The sequence below is a fragment of the Mogibacterium kristiansenii genome, from assembly GCF_009695905.1.
GTDB classification, from domain to species: Bacteria; Bacillota; Clostridia; order Peptostreptococcales; family Anaerovoracaceae; genus Mogibacterium_A; species Mogibacterium_A kristiansenii.
The window spans coordinates 42,814-57,289 of record NZ_VUNA01000004.1 but is presented as its reverse complement, the minus strand read 5'-3'; the positions used below and the strand labels follow the sequence as shown (position 1 = coordinate 57,289).

Below are 14,476 nucleotides of genomic sequence, written 5' to 3'. Positions count from 1 at the left end.
GTATGAATGTATTTTTATGAAAATATTAGGCTTATTTTCCGGCGCACTCTTCCTTGAGCATGTCGCCCAGAAGGTGAATGCCTTTGTCGATGGCTTCCGGTGAAGCATTGGTGAAGTTGAGGCGCAGGGTGTTGGCATCGTGAACGCCTACGTAGAACGGATCGCCCGGAACGTATACCACGCCCTTCTCCGCTGCTTTCGGGAACAGTTTGATGGCGCTGACGCCTTCCGGCAGGGTTGCCCAGATGAACATGCCGCCTTCCGGTCTGGTGTAGGTGACGTTTTCCGGGAAATATTTGTCCATGGCGTCCAGCATGCAGTGGCACTGCTGTCTGTACAAATCCTGAATATCCTTAACGTGTGCCGGCTGGTCGTTGTTCTGTAGGTAATCCAGCAGCAGGTACTGGGAGAAGATGTTGGTGTGCAAGGAAGTGGCTTCCAGAGCCATAGCGATGTATTTGGCCAGTTCCTTGTTCTCGGTTACCACGTAGCCCACGCGCATTCCCGGGGTTGCCACCTTGGAGAAGGTGCCCAGAAGCGCCGCCTGCGGGAGCTTGCCCAGACCGATGTACGGCGGTTTGGTTCCTTCAAAACGCAGCTGGCCGTACGGATCGTCCTCAATCAGAACGACGTTGTATTTCTTCAGGATTTCGGTGACCTTTGCGCGGTTTTCTTCCGTGTAGGTCAAGCCGGTCGGATTCTGGAACTCCGGAATCAGATAGGCCAGCTTGATTTTGTCGCCGTACTTCTCTAAAGTCTCTTCCAGTTCTTCGATGTCCAGTCCATCGTCATTCAGTGTGACCGGATAGTATTCCGGGCAGTACTGGTCAAATGCCTGGAACGCACCCAGATAGCTTGGCTTCTCTACCAGGATTCCGTCGCCTTCGTTGATAAATACTTTTCCAAAACAATCCAGTGCCTGCTGGGAACCGGTGGTGACAACGATGTTGTCTGCATCCAGGTTCACGCCGTAGGTTTTGTTGTAGTCCTCTGCCAGGTACTGACGGAATGCCTGCAGACCTTCGGTCTTCGCATACTGGAATACGGCGGAACCGTATTTATCGATAATGTTGTTGCAGGATTCTTTCAGCGCTTCCATCGGGAAGGACGCCGGATTGGGAAGTCCGCCCGCGAAAGAAATCACGTTGGGATCCGCTGCCGCGGTCAGGATTGTGCTGATAAAGGATTCGCCGGTTTTCGCATACGCTTTGGATAATAACTCTTTCATTTCTGTTCCCCTACTCTCTTCATTATATTTGCTTTTGGTTTGTCCGGTTTCTGTCGGATGGAGTCGGACCTGCTAGGGTTGCCCCTGTGCGGGCTCCTCCTTCCTGTCGGGGCTCCGCCGTACCGGTGGGCGCTGCCGCCATGTGGGGCTCCGCCGTACCGGTGGGCGCTGCCGCCATGTGGGGCTCTGCCGTACCGGTGGGCGCTGCCACCATGTGGGGCTCCGCCGTACCGGTGGGCGCTGCCGCCATGTGGGGCTCCGCCGTACCGGTGGGCGCTGCCACACTTCATCCGAATATCTGAATTATACTCTGTTCGATTCAGGATTTCAATATGTTTTTTGTATTATTTGTAGAAATTACGCTGTATAAATTGTGGTACAATACAATTTATATGGCGCGGTGAGGGATGGAACTCGGGAGGTCGGGGCCGCTGAAAGGGAAATAGGACAAGCGGCCGTCCCGGGGGCCGGCTTGGTTCGCGCTCTGTTCCCCGCTAACCCTTTAATTTCGGTTTCCGGGCGCGAACCTCGGGCCGGGATTTTCGGGTTTAGCGGCCCGGCGGCCGGATTGGTTCGCGCTCGATTCCCCGCTAACCCTTTGATTTCGGTTTCCGGGCGCGAACCTCGGGCCGGGATTTTCAGGTTTGGCGGCCCGGCGGCCGGATTGGTTCGCGCTCGACTCCCCGCTAACCCTTTGATTTCGGTTTCCGGGCGCGAACCTCGGGCCAGAATTTTCGGATTTAGCGGCCCGGCGGCCGGATTGGTTCGCGCTTGATTCCCCGCTAACCCTTTGATTTCGGTTTCCGGGCGCGAACCTCGGGCCGGGATTTTCGGATAAGGCGGCCCGGGCGCCGGCTTGGTTCGCGCTCGATTCCCCGCTAACCCTTTGGTTTCGGTTTCCGGGCGCGAACCTCGGGCCGGGATTTTCGGGTTTAGCGGCACGGCGGCCGGATTGGTTCGCGCTCGAGTCCCCGCTAACCCTTTAATTTCGGTTTCCGGGCGCGAACCTCGGGCTGGGATTTTCGAATTTGGAGGCCCGCCGGCCGGCTATTTGGTCTGCCGGTTTGCTCCCCGCTCCCCGCTAGCCCTTATACCTCCGTTTCGGGGAGCAAAATCTTCACACAACTCCCGGCCGGAAAGCGCAGGGTTGCCGTCGATTTGGCCGGCCGGTTTGCTCCCCGCTCCTCGCTAGGCCTTGTGGCTCCGTTTCGGGGAGCAAAATCTTCACACAACTCCCGACCGGAAAACGCAGTTTCGCCGGCAATTTGGCCGGCCGGTTTGCTCCCCCCTCCCCGCTAGCCCTTATACCTCCGTTTCGGGGAGCAAAATCTTCACACAATTCCCGGCCGGAAAGTTCTGATTCGCCGGCGGCCGGGCCGGCCGGTTTGCTCCCCGCTCCCCGCTAGGCCTTATGCCTCCGTTTCGGGGAGCAAAATCTTCACACAATTCCCGGCCGGAAAGCGCAGGTTTGCCGTCGATTTGGCCGGCCGGTTTGCTCCCCGCTCCCCGCTAGCCCTTGTTCTTCCGTTCCGGGGAGCAAAATCTTCACACAATTTCCGCGCCCCCACCTGGGGCCGGCCGACTTTTCCAAGGCGCGGTTTGCTCCCCGCTGCCTGCTAGCCCTTGTAGCTCCGTTCCGGAGAGCAAAATCTTCACATAATTTCCGCGCCCCCACCTGGGGCCGGCCGGCTTTTCCAAGGCGCGGTTTGCTCCCCGCTCCCCGCTAGCCCTTGTTCTTCCGTTCCGGGGAGCAAAATCTTCACACAATTTCCGCGCCCCCACCTGGGGCCGGCCGACTTTTCCAAGGCGCGGTTTGCTCCCCGCTGCCTGCTAGCCCTTGTAGCTCCGTTCCGGAGAGCAAAATCTTCACATAATTTCCGCGCCCCCACCTGGGGCCGGCCGGCTTTTCCAAGGCGCGGTTTGCTCCCCGCTGCCTGCTAGCCCTTGTGGCTCCGTTTCGGGGAGCAAAATCTTCACACAATTTCCGCGCCCCCGCCTGGGGCCGGCCGGCTTTTCCATCGCCCGGTTTGCTCCCCGCTGTCCGCTAGCCCTTGTTCTTCCGTTCCGGGGAGCAAAATCTTCACACAATTTCCGCACCCCCACCTGGGGCCGGCCGGCTTTTCCAAGGCGCGGTTTGCTCCCCGCTGCCTGCTAGCCCTTGTGGCTCCGTTTCGGGGAGCAAAATCTTCACACAATTTCCGCGCCCCCGCCTGGGGCCGGCCGGCTTTTCCATCGCCCGGTTTGCTCCCCGCTGTCCGCTAGCCCTTGTTCTTCCGTTCCGGGGAGCAAAATCTTCACACAATTTCCGCACCCCCACCTGGGGCCGGCCGGCTTTTCCAAGGCGCGGTTTGCTCCCCGCTGCCTGCTAGCCCTTGTGGCTCCGTTTCGGGGAGCAAAATCTTCACACAATTTCCGCGCCCCCGCCTGGGGCCGGCCGGCTTTTCCATGGCCCGGTTTGCTCCCCGCTGTCCGCTAGCCCTTGTTCTTCCGTTCCGGGGAGCAAAATCTTCACACAATTTCCGCACCCCCACCTGGGGCCGGCCGGCTTTTCCATGGCGCGGTTTGCTCCCCGCTCCCCGCTAGCCCTTGTTCTTCCGTTCCGGGGAGCAAATTTTTTCACATCCGGCCTCCCCACCCCCCTTGTAACTTCCCGGCCGCCCATGTATAATTGTTACGTTTGATAAAACATTATTTTTTGAGCATATATAAGGAGATTACCCATGGACTACAAAATGAACATCGCCGGATTGGACCGGAACCTGCCGCTTTGCAAAGTCACCGATGACCTGTACATCGCCGCTTTTATCCTCTTCAATGATGTGGAGATTACCAGAGCCGCTGCCACCGAGCTTCTGAAGAAAGCTCCGGAGTTCGATGTCATCATCACGGCGGAGTCTAAGGGAATTCCTCTTGCATACGAGATGGCGCGCCAGGCCGGCAACAAGCCATACATCGTTGCCAGAAAGGGAAGCAAGCTGTACATGCAGGATGTGGTTACCATCGAGGTTCGTTCCATCACAACGGATCACGTGCAGACCCTGTGCTTGGGCCACGACGAGCGGGAAGCCATGGACGGCAAGCGCATCCTGATTGTGGACGACGTTATCAGCACCGGTGAGTCGCTGGCAACCCTGGAACAGCTGGTGAACAGCGTGGGCGGCAACATCGTCGGCAAAATGACGGTTTTGGCCGAAGGCAATGCGGCGAAGAGAGACGACATCACCTACCTGAACGTCCTGCCGGTATTCAATGCCGACGGCACCATCAAGGAATAATAAAAAATACTGATGACGAAAATCCCCGAAGCAATGGCTCCGGGGATTTTTTCTTCCTATACCAAAAGCTGCGGCGTCCGGCCGCAGCTTTTTCGATGTCTGTCCTCTATTTCTTCTGTGCGTCAATCTGCTTCTGGGCGTCTTTGCCCGCCTGCACTTCCGCTTTTGTCCACGGCACCATCTTGCACATCACAATGTACCGGGCCTCCTCATAGTCGTAGGCGCAGGTGCTCAGGGTCACCAGCCGGTCGTTCTTCGTTACGTCCACCGAATCCCTGGTGATGGGCAGCTCCGACCGCTCCCAAGCTCGGTCGATATAGGCCTGCTTCTCCGCCTCGCCGTACGTCATCTTATAGGTGTCCTCGTCCGTTGCCTTCGTGATAAAAGCAGAGAACACCACCAGATGATAGTTTCCGTGAGGCGTCGCAAGCTCCAGGTTTTTGTGCTTGTCGTAATAGCCGTCTTCCTTTGTATATCCCCGAATGCTTCGGAACATGCTGCCATCCTTCATGTGATGACCATATATAATGGAATTAAAGCCCTTAAAATCCTTCTCCATCCTGCAGTCCACGAACAGGGTGCCGCCGCCGCTCCACTGCTTGTCGAAGCGCGTATGGAGGTAGGTGTCGTTGTCCGTTCCCTGAACCACCGGATAGTTGATTACGGTGCCCTTCTGGTACAGCCAGCCCTGCACATCCGGATTCACCTTCTTCAACGCCTTCCAATCCACCACCCCGGTGAACTGCTTCGGATCCACCTTCGCGGTCTTCTCACTGATATTCGTATACGCGGACTTTGCCACCTGGTATTCCCACATGGTCTTTCCGATCTTATATCCGCTCACCAAAATAATTCCAATCAGGCAAACGGTAATCACGTTGAGCGCCCCGTTTCGAATCCGCACCGACAGGGGCGCATTCCGAAGCGCTTCTTTCCGCCGCATCTTCGCTTCCCTCTTCGCCGCCCGCTTCTCCTGACGAGTCGGACGTGTTCGGTCCGCCGTATTTTTATTTTTACCCGAGTTCATACACCCTCCTTCTAAACCGATTCTCTCTTATTATACCATGACCCCTGGGCTTTACAACTTTACTTTGGTTCACAAATCGGTTAGTATAGCATTGTGATAAAAATACAGGCGTTTCGCGGGGTCGTCCGACGTCGCGGGGCCGGATTAGAATTAGAGGTATCGAAATGAAAAATATTATGAATTTGCAGAACGGCAGCGATATTCGGGGCATCGCCCTTCCCGGCGTGGAAGGAGAAGAGGTGAACCTGGACCGCTACGACGCGATTGCCATTGGAGAGGCGTTCGTCTACTGGCTGGCGCTGAAGCTGGGCAAGAGCGAGTACGACCTGAACATCTGCATTGGCACGGATTCCCGGCTTTCCGGGGAGAATCTGAAGAAGGACGTGATGCGGGGCATCTGCATGCTGGGGTCGCGCTGCACGGATGCGGGTCTGGCGTCCACGCCGGCCATGTTCATGTCCACGGTGATGCCGGTGTACCAGTTTGACGGGGCGATCATGATTACCGCCAGCCACCTGCCGTGGAACCGGAACGGATTCAAGTTTTTCACCGCAGAAGGCGGACTGGAGAAGGCGGACATTCAGGCAATTCTAAAGCGGGCGTCCACCATTTACCCGATTGCGGAGCATTACGAGTGCGAGGAAAACGAACTGATGGATATGTATGCGGCGCACCTGCGCTCCATCATCACCCGCAAAGTGGGCGGAAAGCTGGATGGCATGAAAATCACCGTGGATGCGGGAAACGGTGCCGGCGGATTTTTTGCGGAGAAGGTTCTGGCACCGCTGGGAGCGGATGTTTCTTCCAGCCAGTTCCTGGAGCCGGACGGCCACTTCCCGAATCACGTGCCGAATCCGGAAAACCCGGAGGCTATGGCGTCCATCTGCGCCCGGGTGCAGGAAGCCGGTGCGGATCTGGGAATTATTTTTGACACGGACGTGGACCGCAGTGCGGCGGTAACCGGAAGCGGTCAGCCGATCAGCCGGAATGCCATCGTGGCGCTGGCCGCAGCTCTGGAAGCGCCAAACCATCCGGGAGGCACCGTGGTTACCGACAGCATCACCTCCAACGAGCTTCACACCTTCCTGGAACAGGAACTGGGTCTCAAACACCTGCGCTTTAAGCGGGGCTACCGGAACGTAATCAACAAGGCCATTCAGCTAAAAGAAGAAGGCGAGGATGCCTTCCTGGCCATCGAGACTTCCGGCCATGCCGCATATTCCGACAACTACTACCTGGATGACGGCGCCTACCTGGCCTGCCTGATTGTGGCCGCCGCCGCTAAGCTGAAAAAAGAAGGCAAGGATATCGAAACCCTGATCGATGCACTGGGTTCTCCGGCGGAGGCCAAGGAAATTCGGTTCAACCTGGATCGGGAGAATTTTGTGGAGATCGGCACCGGTATTCTGGAAGGCATGCCGGATTGGGTTGCAAAAACAACCGGTCTTTCCCTGGAAGAGCCGAATCACGAAGGTGTCCGGGTCAATTACGATCGGAACGGCCACACCGGTTGGTTCCTCCTGCGGAAGTCCCTGCACGATCCGGTGCTTCCGCTGAACGTGGAAGCCACCCACGAGGGGGGCATCGCAGAAGTGCTTCCGCTGCTGAAAGCGTACCTGGAAGGATTCGAGGGAATCGACCTGAGTCCGCTGGAATAGCAGGGATGATAGGATTAATAGGATAGGAGTAAACACCGGGCGGCCGCCCGGTGTTTTTTTGTTGGGACCCGGCCCGCTGGGAAGCAAAGCGGGCTCGGGGGACGGCCGGGGCGGGTCCGCCGAAAGTGGGATGGGCCCGCCGGGCATACTTGCAGGTCCTCCGGTAAGCAAAGTGGGCCCGGCGGCCGGCCGGGTGTTTCGGGTTTGGCGGCCCGCCGGCCGGCATGGTTCGCGCTCGACTCCCCGCGAACCCTTTGTTTTCGGTTTCCGGGCGCGAACCTCGGCCGGGTGTTTCGAGGTTGGAGGTCCGGTGGCCGGCATGGTTCGCGCTTGACTCCCCGCAAGCCCTTTGTTTTCGGTTTCCGGGCGCGAACCTCGGGCCGGGTTTTTCGAGATTAGCGGCCCGACGGTCGGCATGGTTCGCGCTCGACTCCCCGCAAGCCCTTTATTTTCGGTTTCCGGGCGCGAACCTCGGGCTGGGAATTTCGGGTTTGGAGGCCCGCCGGCCGGCATGGTTCGCGCTCACCTTCCCGCAAGCCCTTTGTTTTCGGTTTCCGGGCGCGAACCGCAGGCCGGGGCCGGGCGCCTTTTCCAAGGCGCGGTTTGCTCCCCGCTAACCGCGAACCCTTGCGGCTCCGTTCCGGGGAGCAAATTCTTCACACAAATTCCGCGCCGACACCCGGGGCCGGCCGGCTTTTCCAAGGCGCGGTTTGCTCCCCGCTCCCCGCTAACCCTTGTAGCTCCGTTCCGGGGAGCAAAGTCTTCACACTTTTCCCGCGCCGACACAGGGGGCCGGCGGCCTTTTCAGCCCCTGCGGTCACACTCCGCACCGTTCCGCGCCGACGCACAAAAAGCACCTTGCCGGTTTATCGGCAAGGTGCTTCCCTCTCCTCAACAGTGCCCCGCAGGTCCCAGTCCCGCGGGGCACTTTTAATTAATTAAATAAGTACACGCTGGAGGACAACAGCATGAAGACAATCATGATGATACCCAACAACAGTGCCATGACACGGCTGACCTTTGAAATTTTCCGCCGGTCCGTCGCGAAACCGGTCGGACCGGTTTTGGCCGCTTCGTTTTTCTTCTTCTTATTGTTCTTGGAAGCCACGGTCCACTCCTTTCTATTTCCCCAGCCGGTTTTTCTTCGCCCACCGGCGCCCGGCTCAAAGAGTTTCCATTCAGTGCAAATGATATAAGAGAATTATAGACCATTTGGGGGAATTTTTCCACCCCCGGGCCGGCGGCAATGCTTGGTCCCGGGCCGGCGGCATCGCCCAATGCCGAAGGCAATGCTCCACCCCGAGCCGGAAGCCTATCACACCGGCCGGAGGCCCTGCTCATACCGAAGGCCTATCTAAACAGCCCTTTCTTCTGATACTCTTCGCTCTCCATATCCAGCAGGCGGTAGCCCATTTCCCCCAGCTTCTTCTCCAGCTCCGGCTGCGGAATATCGCACTCCGCAACGATGGTGCACTCCCCGGTTCGGTGAGAGGATTTCACTTTTTTTACCCTAAAATTCTTCCGGACCAGGTCGTTCACATGGCTCTCGCACATGCCGCACTGCATTCCGTCAATATGTGCCGTAATCTTACGCATCTCTCCATCTCCTTTTTTTACCGTAAAAACAAATTCGTCAAGCAAAAATCCCCGACAAGGCTGCCGGGGAATTGCTTTACCTGTTATTTCTTTGGGTGGCATCCTCCGCTGCAGCCGTGTCCTCCGTGAGAACACATCGAGCAGGTGGAACAATCGAAGCCGCAGGATTTATGCCCTGCCTTCTTTTCCTTAATCAGATACCGGATTACCACAACCACCAGGGCCAAAATAACCAGACAGATTACAATATCAATTCCGTTCAAAGCATTTCCTCCTTTCCTATCTTATCGGAAAAACCCGATTACAATTCGAATGGCTATCACCATCAGAATGCCGATTCCGGCCAGTACAATCACGTCTACGCCGTTCAATGCCATCTCTCCTTTTACAATTATAACTTAGTTCTTCTCCAGCGCAACCTTTGCTTTCTTGTTCAGATCCGGACGGAACAGCAAGTACAGCACGAATGCCAGCACGATAAATGCGACTACCGTTGCGATGCCGAAAGACACTTCGCCCAGAATCAGTCCGCCAATCTGGTACACAATCAGAGACACGAAGTATGCGCTGACGTTCTGGAAAAGTACGGAGTACCAGAAGAATTTCCGGTTGTTCATTTCCTTCGCGGTGGTGGACAGAGCCGCCAGGCACGGGGAATCAAACAGGTTGAATACCATGAAGGAGAACGCTGCCAGCATGGATGGGAAGAATGCGGCGAACTGTGCCTGGTACGCTGCACTGTATCCCTCGATCTCGCCCAGTCCGGACAGAACGCCCATGGTAGATACGATACCTTCTTTTGCCACAAAACCGGACAGGGAGGACGCAACAGCCTGCCATGTTCCGAATCCCAGTGGTTTGAATATAAAAGCAATTGCGCCGCCGATAACCGCCAGCAGCGAGTCTTCTGCGTCCACCAGGCCGAAGCTTCCGCCCGCAAAACCAAAGTTGCCCAAGAACCACATTACCGCACAGCAGAGGAACAGGATGGTTCCCGCTTTCTTCAGGAATGCCCATACTCTTTCCCATACGCTGAGGAGCACGCTCTTTGGAGACGGTGCGTGGTATGCCGGAAGTTCCATAACGAACGGAGCCGGGTCTCCTTCAAACATCTTTGTCTTCTTCAAAATAATGCAGTATACGATAACCAGTCCAATGCCCAGGAAGTACATTGCCGGAGCCACCCACCATGCACCGCCGGCGATGTAGCCTGCGATGGTAGCGATTACCGGAAGTTTTGCACCACATGGAATGGTGGTGGTGGTCATCATGGTCATGCGGCGGTCCTTCTCATTCTCGATGGTACGGGTTGCCATGATTCCCGGCACACCGCATCCGGAGGAAATGAGGAACGGGATAAAGCTCTTTCCGGACAGTCCGAACCGACGGAAGATTCTATCCATGATAAAAGCAACTCTCGCCATGTATCCGCAGTCTTCCAGCAATGCCAGGAAGAAGAACACGATGGCCATCTGCGGTGCGAATCCAATCGGCGCACCCAAGCCGCCAATGATACCGTCGGATACTAGGGAAATTACCCAATCCGATGCACCCATATGGGTCAGTCCGTTGGACGCCCAGTCCTGAATTCCCGCAACGAACACGTCGTTGGTCCAGCCGGTAACGATGTCACCGATGGTGGTAACGGAAATATAATATACCAGGAACATCACTACGGCAAAAATCGGCAGTGCCAGCACTCGGTTGGTTACGATCCGGTCGATTTTATCGGACAAAGTCAGCTTCTCGTGACCTTGTTTTCTTTCAATTGCTTTTGGGACCACGCGGTTGATGTACTCGTAGCGCTGGTTGATGATGATGCTCTCCGCATCGTCGTCCATTTCTTTTTCGCAGTCCTCGATGTGACCTTCAATCTCGCTGAGAACGGAAGCGCCCAGCTTGATTTCTTCCCGAACCTTCTCATCCCGTTCGAAGAATTTGACGGCGTACCATCTCAGGTTGTTTGCAGACACCTTGTCTTCAATGGATTCCTCGATGTGTGCGATGGCGTGCTCCACGCTGCCGGAGTACACGTGCGGGGTGTCTCCCATGGTTCTCTTCTTTGCCACTTTGACCGCCTGATCAATCAGCTCCTCGCTGCCGTCTCCCTTGAGAGCACTGATCGGAACGATTGGACAGCCCAGCTCTTTGCTCAGCTGCGGGACGTCGATGCGGTCTCCGTTCTTATTCACGATGTCCATCATGTTCAATGCGATGATGGTCGGAATGTGCAGCTCCAACAGCTGTGTGGTGAGATACAGGTTTCGCTCCAGGTTGGTGGCGTCGATGATGTTGATGATGGCATCCGGTCTTTCGTTCACCAAGTACCGCCGGGTGACCACTTCCTCCATGGTGTACGGGGAAAGGGAATAGATTCCCGGAAGGTCCTGAATTGTAATGGTTTTGTCGGTCTTTAATCTACCGTCCTTCTTTTCTACAGTAACGCCCGGCCAGTTTCCCACATACTGGTTGCTTCCGGTCAACGCGTTGAACAGCGTTGTCTTTCCGCAGTTCGGGTTTCCTGCAAGTGCGATCTTAATTGCCACTGAATAACTCCTTTCTTAATATCCTAAATTCGTTTATCTCCAAAATTTTACTTTGCTTTCTGAATGTTCTCGATTTCAATCAGTTCCGCATCGCCTTTCCGCACTGACAGCTCGTACCCTCTTACGGTCAGCTCCATCGGGTCTCCCAGCGGTGCGACTTTGCGAACATAGACCTGCGTTCCTTTGGTCAGGCCCATATCCATGATTCTTCTCCGGGTCTGTCCCACGCTTCCGATTTTCTTGATGGTTGCGCTTTCGCCCACCGCCAGATTGTTCAATGTCTCCATTTTTTCCTCCTTAATGTTCTCTTAAATAGTGACCTGAATTACTTCATTCTCTATCCTTAACTTCTAAAACTCCACAAGCAGCCGGCTGGCCATGCTCTGATCCAAAGCAAGCCGCGTTCCGTGTACCTGCAGAATTAAATTCCCTTTCACCGCCTTCACGACTTTAACTTCCGCGCCCACTGCGAAACCCAGTTCCGCCAAATGGGTCCGAATGGAATCATCCCCTGTGATTCGGATGATACGAACGATATCACCGGTTTTTGCAATTGTGATTGGCATGTTCCCACCTCCTGTATCATTCATCCTGACAAGGCCTTCTCCGTCTCGTCGTATATGTGTGCACGTGCATGTGCTCCGCAGTCTTTGCGGTGCTTCGCGGGCTCCGTTGATGCTCCGCAGGACCTGCAGGCGCTTCGCATTTCTTGCAGACGCTTCCGGCATTCGCGACCGGTTCGTTAGCTGTATATTACTTCTGTTAGTCTTGTGTTACATTTGTTAGTTCAGCTTAACTAACTTCTATATTATTATAGCGATTTCTTCCCTCTTGTCAATAAAGTTTCAGAAAAAAGTTATAGGCATCTAACTTAAAAGGCCGCCGGTGGCAGGCGGCGGCGCGGAATTGCTGTGAAGATTTTGCTCCCCGGAACGGTGCCGCAAGGCTTTGTGAGGAGCGGGGAGCAAATCGCGCCGCTGTAAAAGGCCGCCGGTGGCAGGCGGCGGCGCGGAATTGCTGTGAAGATTTTGCTCCCCGGAACGGTGCCGCAAGGCTTTGTGAGGAGCGGGGAGCAAATCGCGCCGCTGTAAAAGGCCGCCGGTAGCAGGCGGCGGCGCGGAATCTGTGTGAAGATTTTGCTCCCCGGAACGAAGCCGCAAGGCTTTGCGGGGAGCGGGGAGCAAATCGCGCCGCTGTAAAGGCCGCCGGTGGCAGGCGGCGGCGCGGAATCTCTGTGAAGATTTTGCTCCCCGGAACGGAGCCGCAAGGCTTTGCGGGGAGCGGGGAGCAAATCGCGCCGCTGTAAAAGCCGCCGGTGGCAGGCGGCGGCGCCTAGACCGACCGGAGACAAGTCCACTCCCCTTTATTTTTTTCGGCCGTCCCGGGCACGGAAGTCCGCGTCGATTCTTTTTTTCCATTGAGGCGTTAACTCCTCGTCCGCACGCACATCGGATATTGCGTCGCTCAGCACCTCAAAGTTCAAGGCGGTTCCAATTCCGTCACAGCGATAATTCACCGCTCGATCCGCGTCGATGCCAATCCATCCGGCGGTCTCCACCGCATCGATATTGGCCCCCAGGAACATGAACTCCCATCCGTACTTCTTTTTCCGGCGTTCAATCATGCTTTTTACCCGGTCGATATTATAGTGGCGGCTGGCATTTTCCAGTCCGTCGGTGGTAATCACGAATAAGGTGTGCTCCGGCACGTCCTCCGGCCGAGCATATTTGTGAACGTTGCCGATGTGGTGAATCGCACCTCCGATCGCATCCAGCAGCGCCGTGCAGCCGCAAGCCACGTAATCCGCCTTCGTCATCCGAGGCACATCCTGCACCGGGACCCGGTCGTGCAGGACCTCACTCCGACTGCTGAACAGCACCGTTGAAACCAGCGCTTCCCATTTTTCTTTTTTCTGCTTCTCAATCATGGAATTAAACCCACCGATGGTGTCGCCCTCCAGCCCGTTCATGGATCCGCTGCAATCCAGTATGAATACGATCTCTGTCAGATTCTTTTTCATTTGCTTTTCCTCCCAATTTAAAAAAATGACTGCTCGGTAATCAAACCTTACAGTCACATTTTACCGGGGATGGCAGGGGAGTTGGTCGCATGGATGGCGACATCTCCGATTGGAGCCCCCAAGTTCGCCTACATCCCGATCAGCCGCTGGTCGAAGGCGAACAGCGCCTCGTTAATTTCAAACACGTTGTAATTTCCCTGCTGTACGAAAAACTCCACGATTATATCGAACTTGCTGGAGTGGGACAGGGTAAAACCGGCTTTGCGGAGCATATCCTGCATTTCCGAAAGGGGCAGCTCCAATGCCAGGGCAAAGGCAATTGCCGTGGTCTTTGACGGTTTATAGAATTTGTCGGAACGAATCTTGGAAAACAGTTTCCGGTCGATATTGGCTTTTTTGTAGCACTGGACATCCGTCATGCCGGACTCGGTGATTTTTCGAAGCAGCATTTCCGAGAAACTCTCATCCAGTTGAGACAGCGCATCCTCCAGCGAAAACGCCGGAATATCCGCCTCTGCGGAAGCGATTTCCACATCCGCCCGATTCTCTGTATAGAACCTCCGCACCGTGTGTTCCGCCTCATATCGGTCATCGATGTATTCCGCGATTTCCGAAAAAAGTTTCTTTCCAATCCGATAGGACTGCCGGTCAAAAATCACGATATACACCGTCATCTCATTTTCCGACAAAAAATCCCCAATCGCATCCACCGCCACACGCAGCGCCCGATCCTTCGGGTACCCGTAAATCCCCGAAGAAATCAGCGGAAAGGCTACCGTCTCACATCCGTATTCCCGCGCCAGCTCCAATGACGCACGGTAGCAGGATTCCAAAAGCGCTTTTTCCCCATGCTCTCCTCCGCGCCACTGCGGTCCTACAGTATGGATTACGTACTTGCACGGCAGCCGGTACCCCTTAGTAATCTTCGCCCCGCCGGTTTCGCACCCCTGCAAGGTGCGGCATTCCTCCAAAAGCTCCGGTCCGGCGGCACGATGAATACAGCCGTCCACACCACCGCCGCCCAGCAGGCTTGGCTTCGCAGCATTTACAATGGCATCCACTTTCAATTTCGTGATATCGTCACGGATAATCTTCAAAGGCATAGCAAAAAACTCCTTCCCCGTCT

At 55.8% G+C, this 14,476-nt stretch carries 13 protein-coding genes; 3 read left to right on the top strand and 10 right to left on the bottom strand.

All coding sequences use genetic code 11. The features are described from left to right. Positions 1–31: 31 nt before the first annotated feature. Positions 32–1,228: an aminotransferase-like domain-containing protein gene (locus FYJ65_RS02915; RefSeq protein ID WP_154553858.1), complete on the bottom strand. Its 1,197-nt coding sequence runs from the start codon at positions 1,226–1,228 to the stop codon at positions 32–34. Positions 1,229–1,314: 86 nt separating this feature from the next. Here FYJ65_RS02915 and FYJ65_RS02910 point away from each other — a divergent pair, with 86 nt between their 5' ends. Together FYJ65_RS02910 and FYJ65_RS02905 are read left to right on the top strand one after the other, a co-directional pair. Then, complete coding sequence (locus FYJ65_RS02910; RefSeq protein ID WP_154553857.1) at positions 1,315–1,530, top strand: hypothetical protein; 216 nt, start codon at positions 1,315–1,317, stop codon at positions 1,528–1,530. 2,418 nt (positions 1,531–3,948) lie between these two features. Then, positions 3,949–4,503, top strand: a complete 555-nt coding sequence (locus tag FYJ65_RS02905; RefSeq protein ID WP_154553856.1) for a phosphoribosyltransferase family protein — start codon at positions 3,949–3,951, stop codon at positions 4,501–4,503. A gap of 106 nt (positions 4,504–4,609) precedes the next feature. Here FYJ65_RS02905 and srtB read toward each other — a convergent pair whose 3' ends face one another. Continuing rightward, positions 4,610–5,530 (bottom strand): class B sortase, encoded by a 921-nt coding sequence (gene srtB / locus FYJ65_RS02900; RefSeq protein ID WP_154553855.1) that lies wholly within the window; start codon positions 5,528–5,530, stop codon positions 4,610–4,612. 164 nt (positions 5,531–5,694) lie between these two features. On the opposite strand from srtB, the gene FYJ65_RS02895 reads away from it, so the two are divergent. Then, entirely contained in the window at positions 5,695–7,188 is a 1,494-nt protein-coding gene (locus FYJ65_RS02895; RefSeq protein WP_154553854.1) for a phosphohexomutase domain-containing protein, read from the top strand. Between the two features lie 934 nt (positions 7,189–8,122). Here the strand turns inward: FYJ65_RS02895 and FYJ65_RS02890 are convergent. The 8 genes from FYJ65_RS02890 to FYJ65_RS02855 all read right to left on the bottom strand — a co-directional run bounded on the left by FYJ65_RS02890 (position 8,123) and on the right by FYJ65_RS02855 (position 14,453). Further along, a complete protein-coding gene (locus FYJ65_RS02890; RefSeq protein ID WP_154553853.1) occupies positions 8,123–8,296 on the bottom strand; it encodes a hypothetical protein in 174 nt (57 codons plus the stop codon). 242 nt (positions 8,297–8,538) lie between these two features. Continuing rightward, entirely contained in the window at positions 8,539–8,784 is a 246-nt protein-coding gene (locus tag FYJ65_RS02885; RefSeq protein ID WP_154553852.1) for a heavy-metal-associated domain-containing protein, read from the bottom strand. An 83-nt stretch (positions 8,785–8,867) separates the two neighbouring features. Then, positions 8,868–9,047, bottom strand: a complete 180-nt coding sequence (locus FYJ65_RS02880; RefSeq protein ID WP_154553851.1) for a FeoB-associated Cys-rich membrane protein — start codon at positions 9,045–9,047, stop codon at positions 8,868–8,870. 135 nt (positions 9,048–9,182) lie between these two features. After that, the gene (gene feoB / locus FYJ65_RS02875; protein ID WP_328603032.1) at positions 9,183–11,330 is read right to left on the bottom strand and encodes a ferrous iron transport protein B; all 2,148 of its coding nucleotides are present in this window, start codon (positions 11,328–11,330) and stop codon (positions 9,183–9,185) included. 47 nt (positions 11,331–11,377) lie between these two features. After that, positions 11,378–11,617, bottom strand: a complete 240-nt coding sequence (locus tag FYJ65_RS02870) for a FeoA family protein (RefSeq protein WP_154553850.1) — start codon at positions 11,615–11,617, stop codon at positions 11,378–11,380. A 63-nt stretch (positions 11,618–11,680) separates the two neighbouring features. Next, positions 11,681–11,896, bottom strand: coding sequence for a FeoA family protein (locus FYJ65_RS02865; protein WP_154553849.1), 216 nt, complete (start codon positions 11,894–11,896; stop codon positions 11,681–11,683). Between the two features lie 797 nt (positions 11,897–12,693). Beyond that, positions 12,694–13,350 (bottom strand): vWA domain-containing protein, encoded by a 657-nt coding sequence (locus tag FYJ65_RS02860; RefSeq protein ID WP_154553848.1) that lies wholly within the window; start codon positions 13,348–13,350, stop codon positions 12,694–12,696. A gap of 128 nt (positions 13,351–13,478) precedes the next feature. Further along, positions 13,479–14,453 (bottom strand): O-acetyl-ADP-ribose deacetylase, encoded by a 975-nt coding sequence (locus tag FYJ65_RS02855; RefSeq protein ID WP_154553847.1) that lies wholly within the window; start codon positions 14,451–14,453, stop codon positions 13,479–13,481. Positions 14,454–14,476 lie beyond the last annotated feature (23 nt).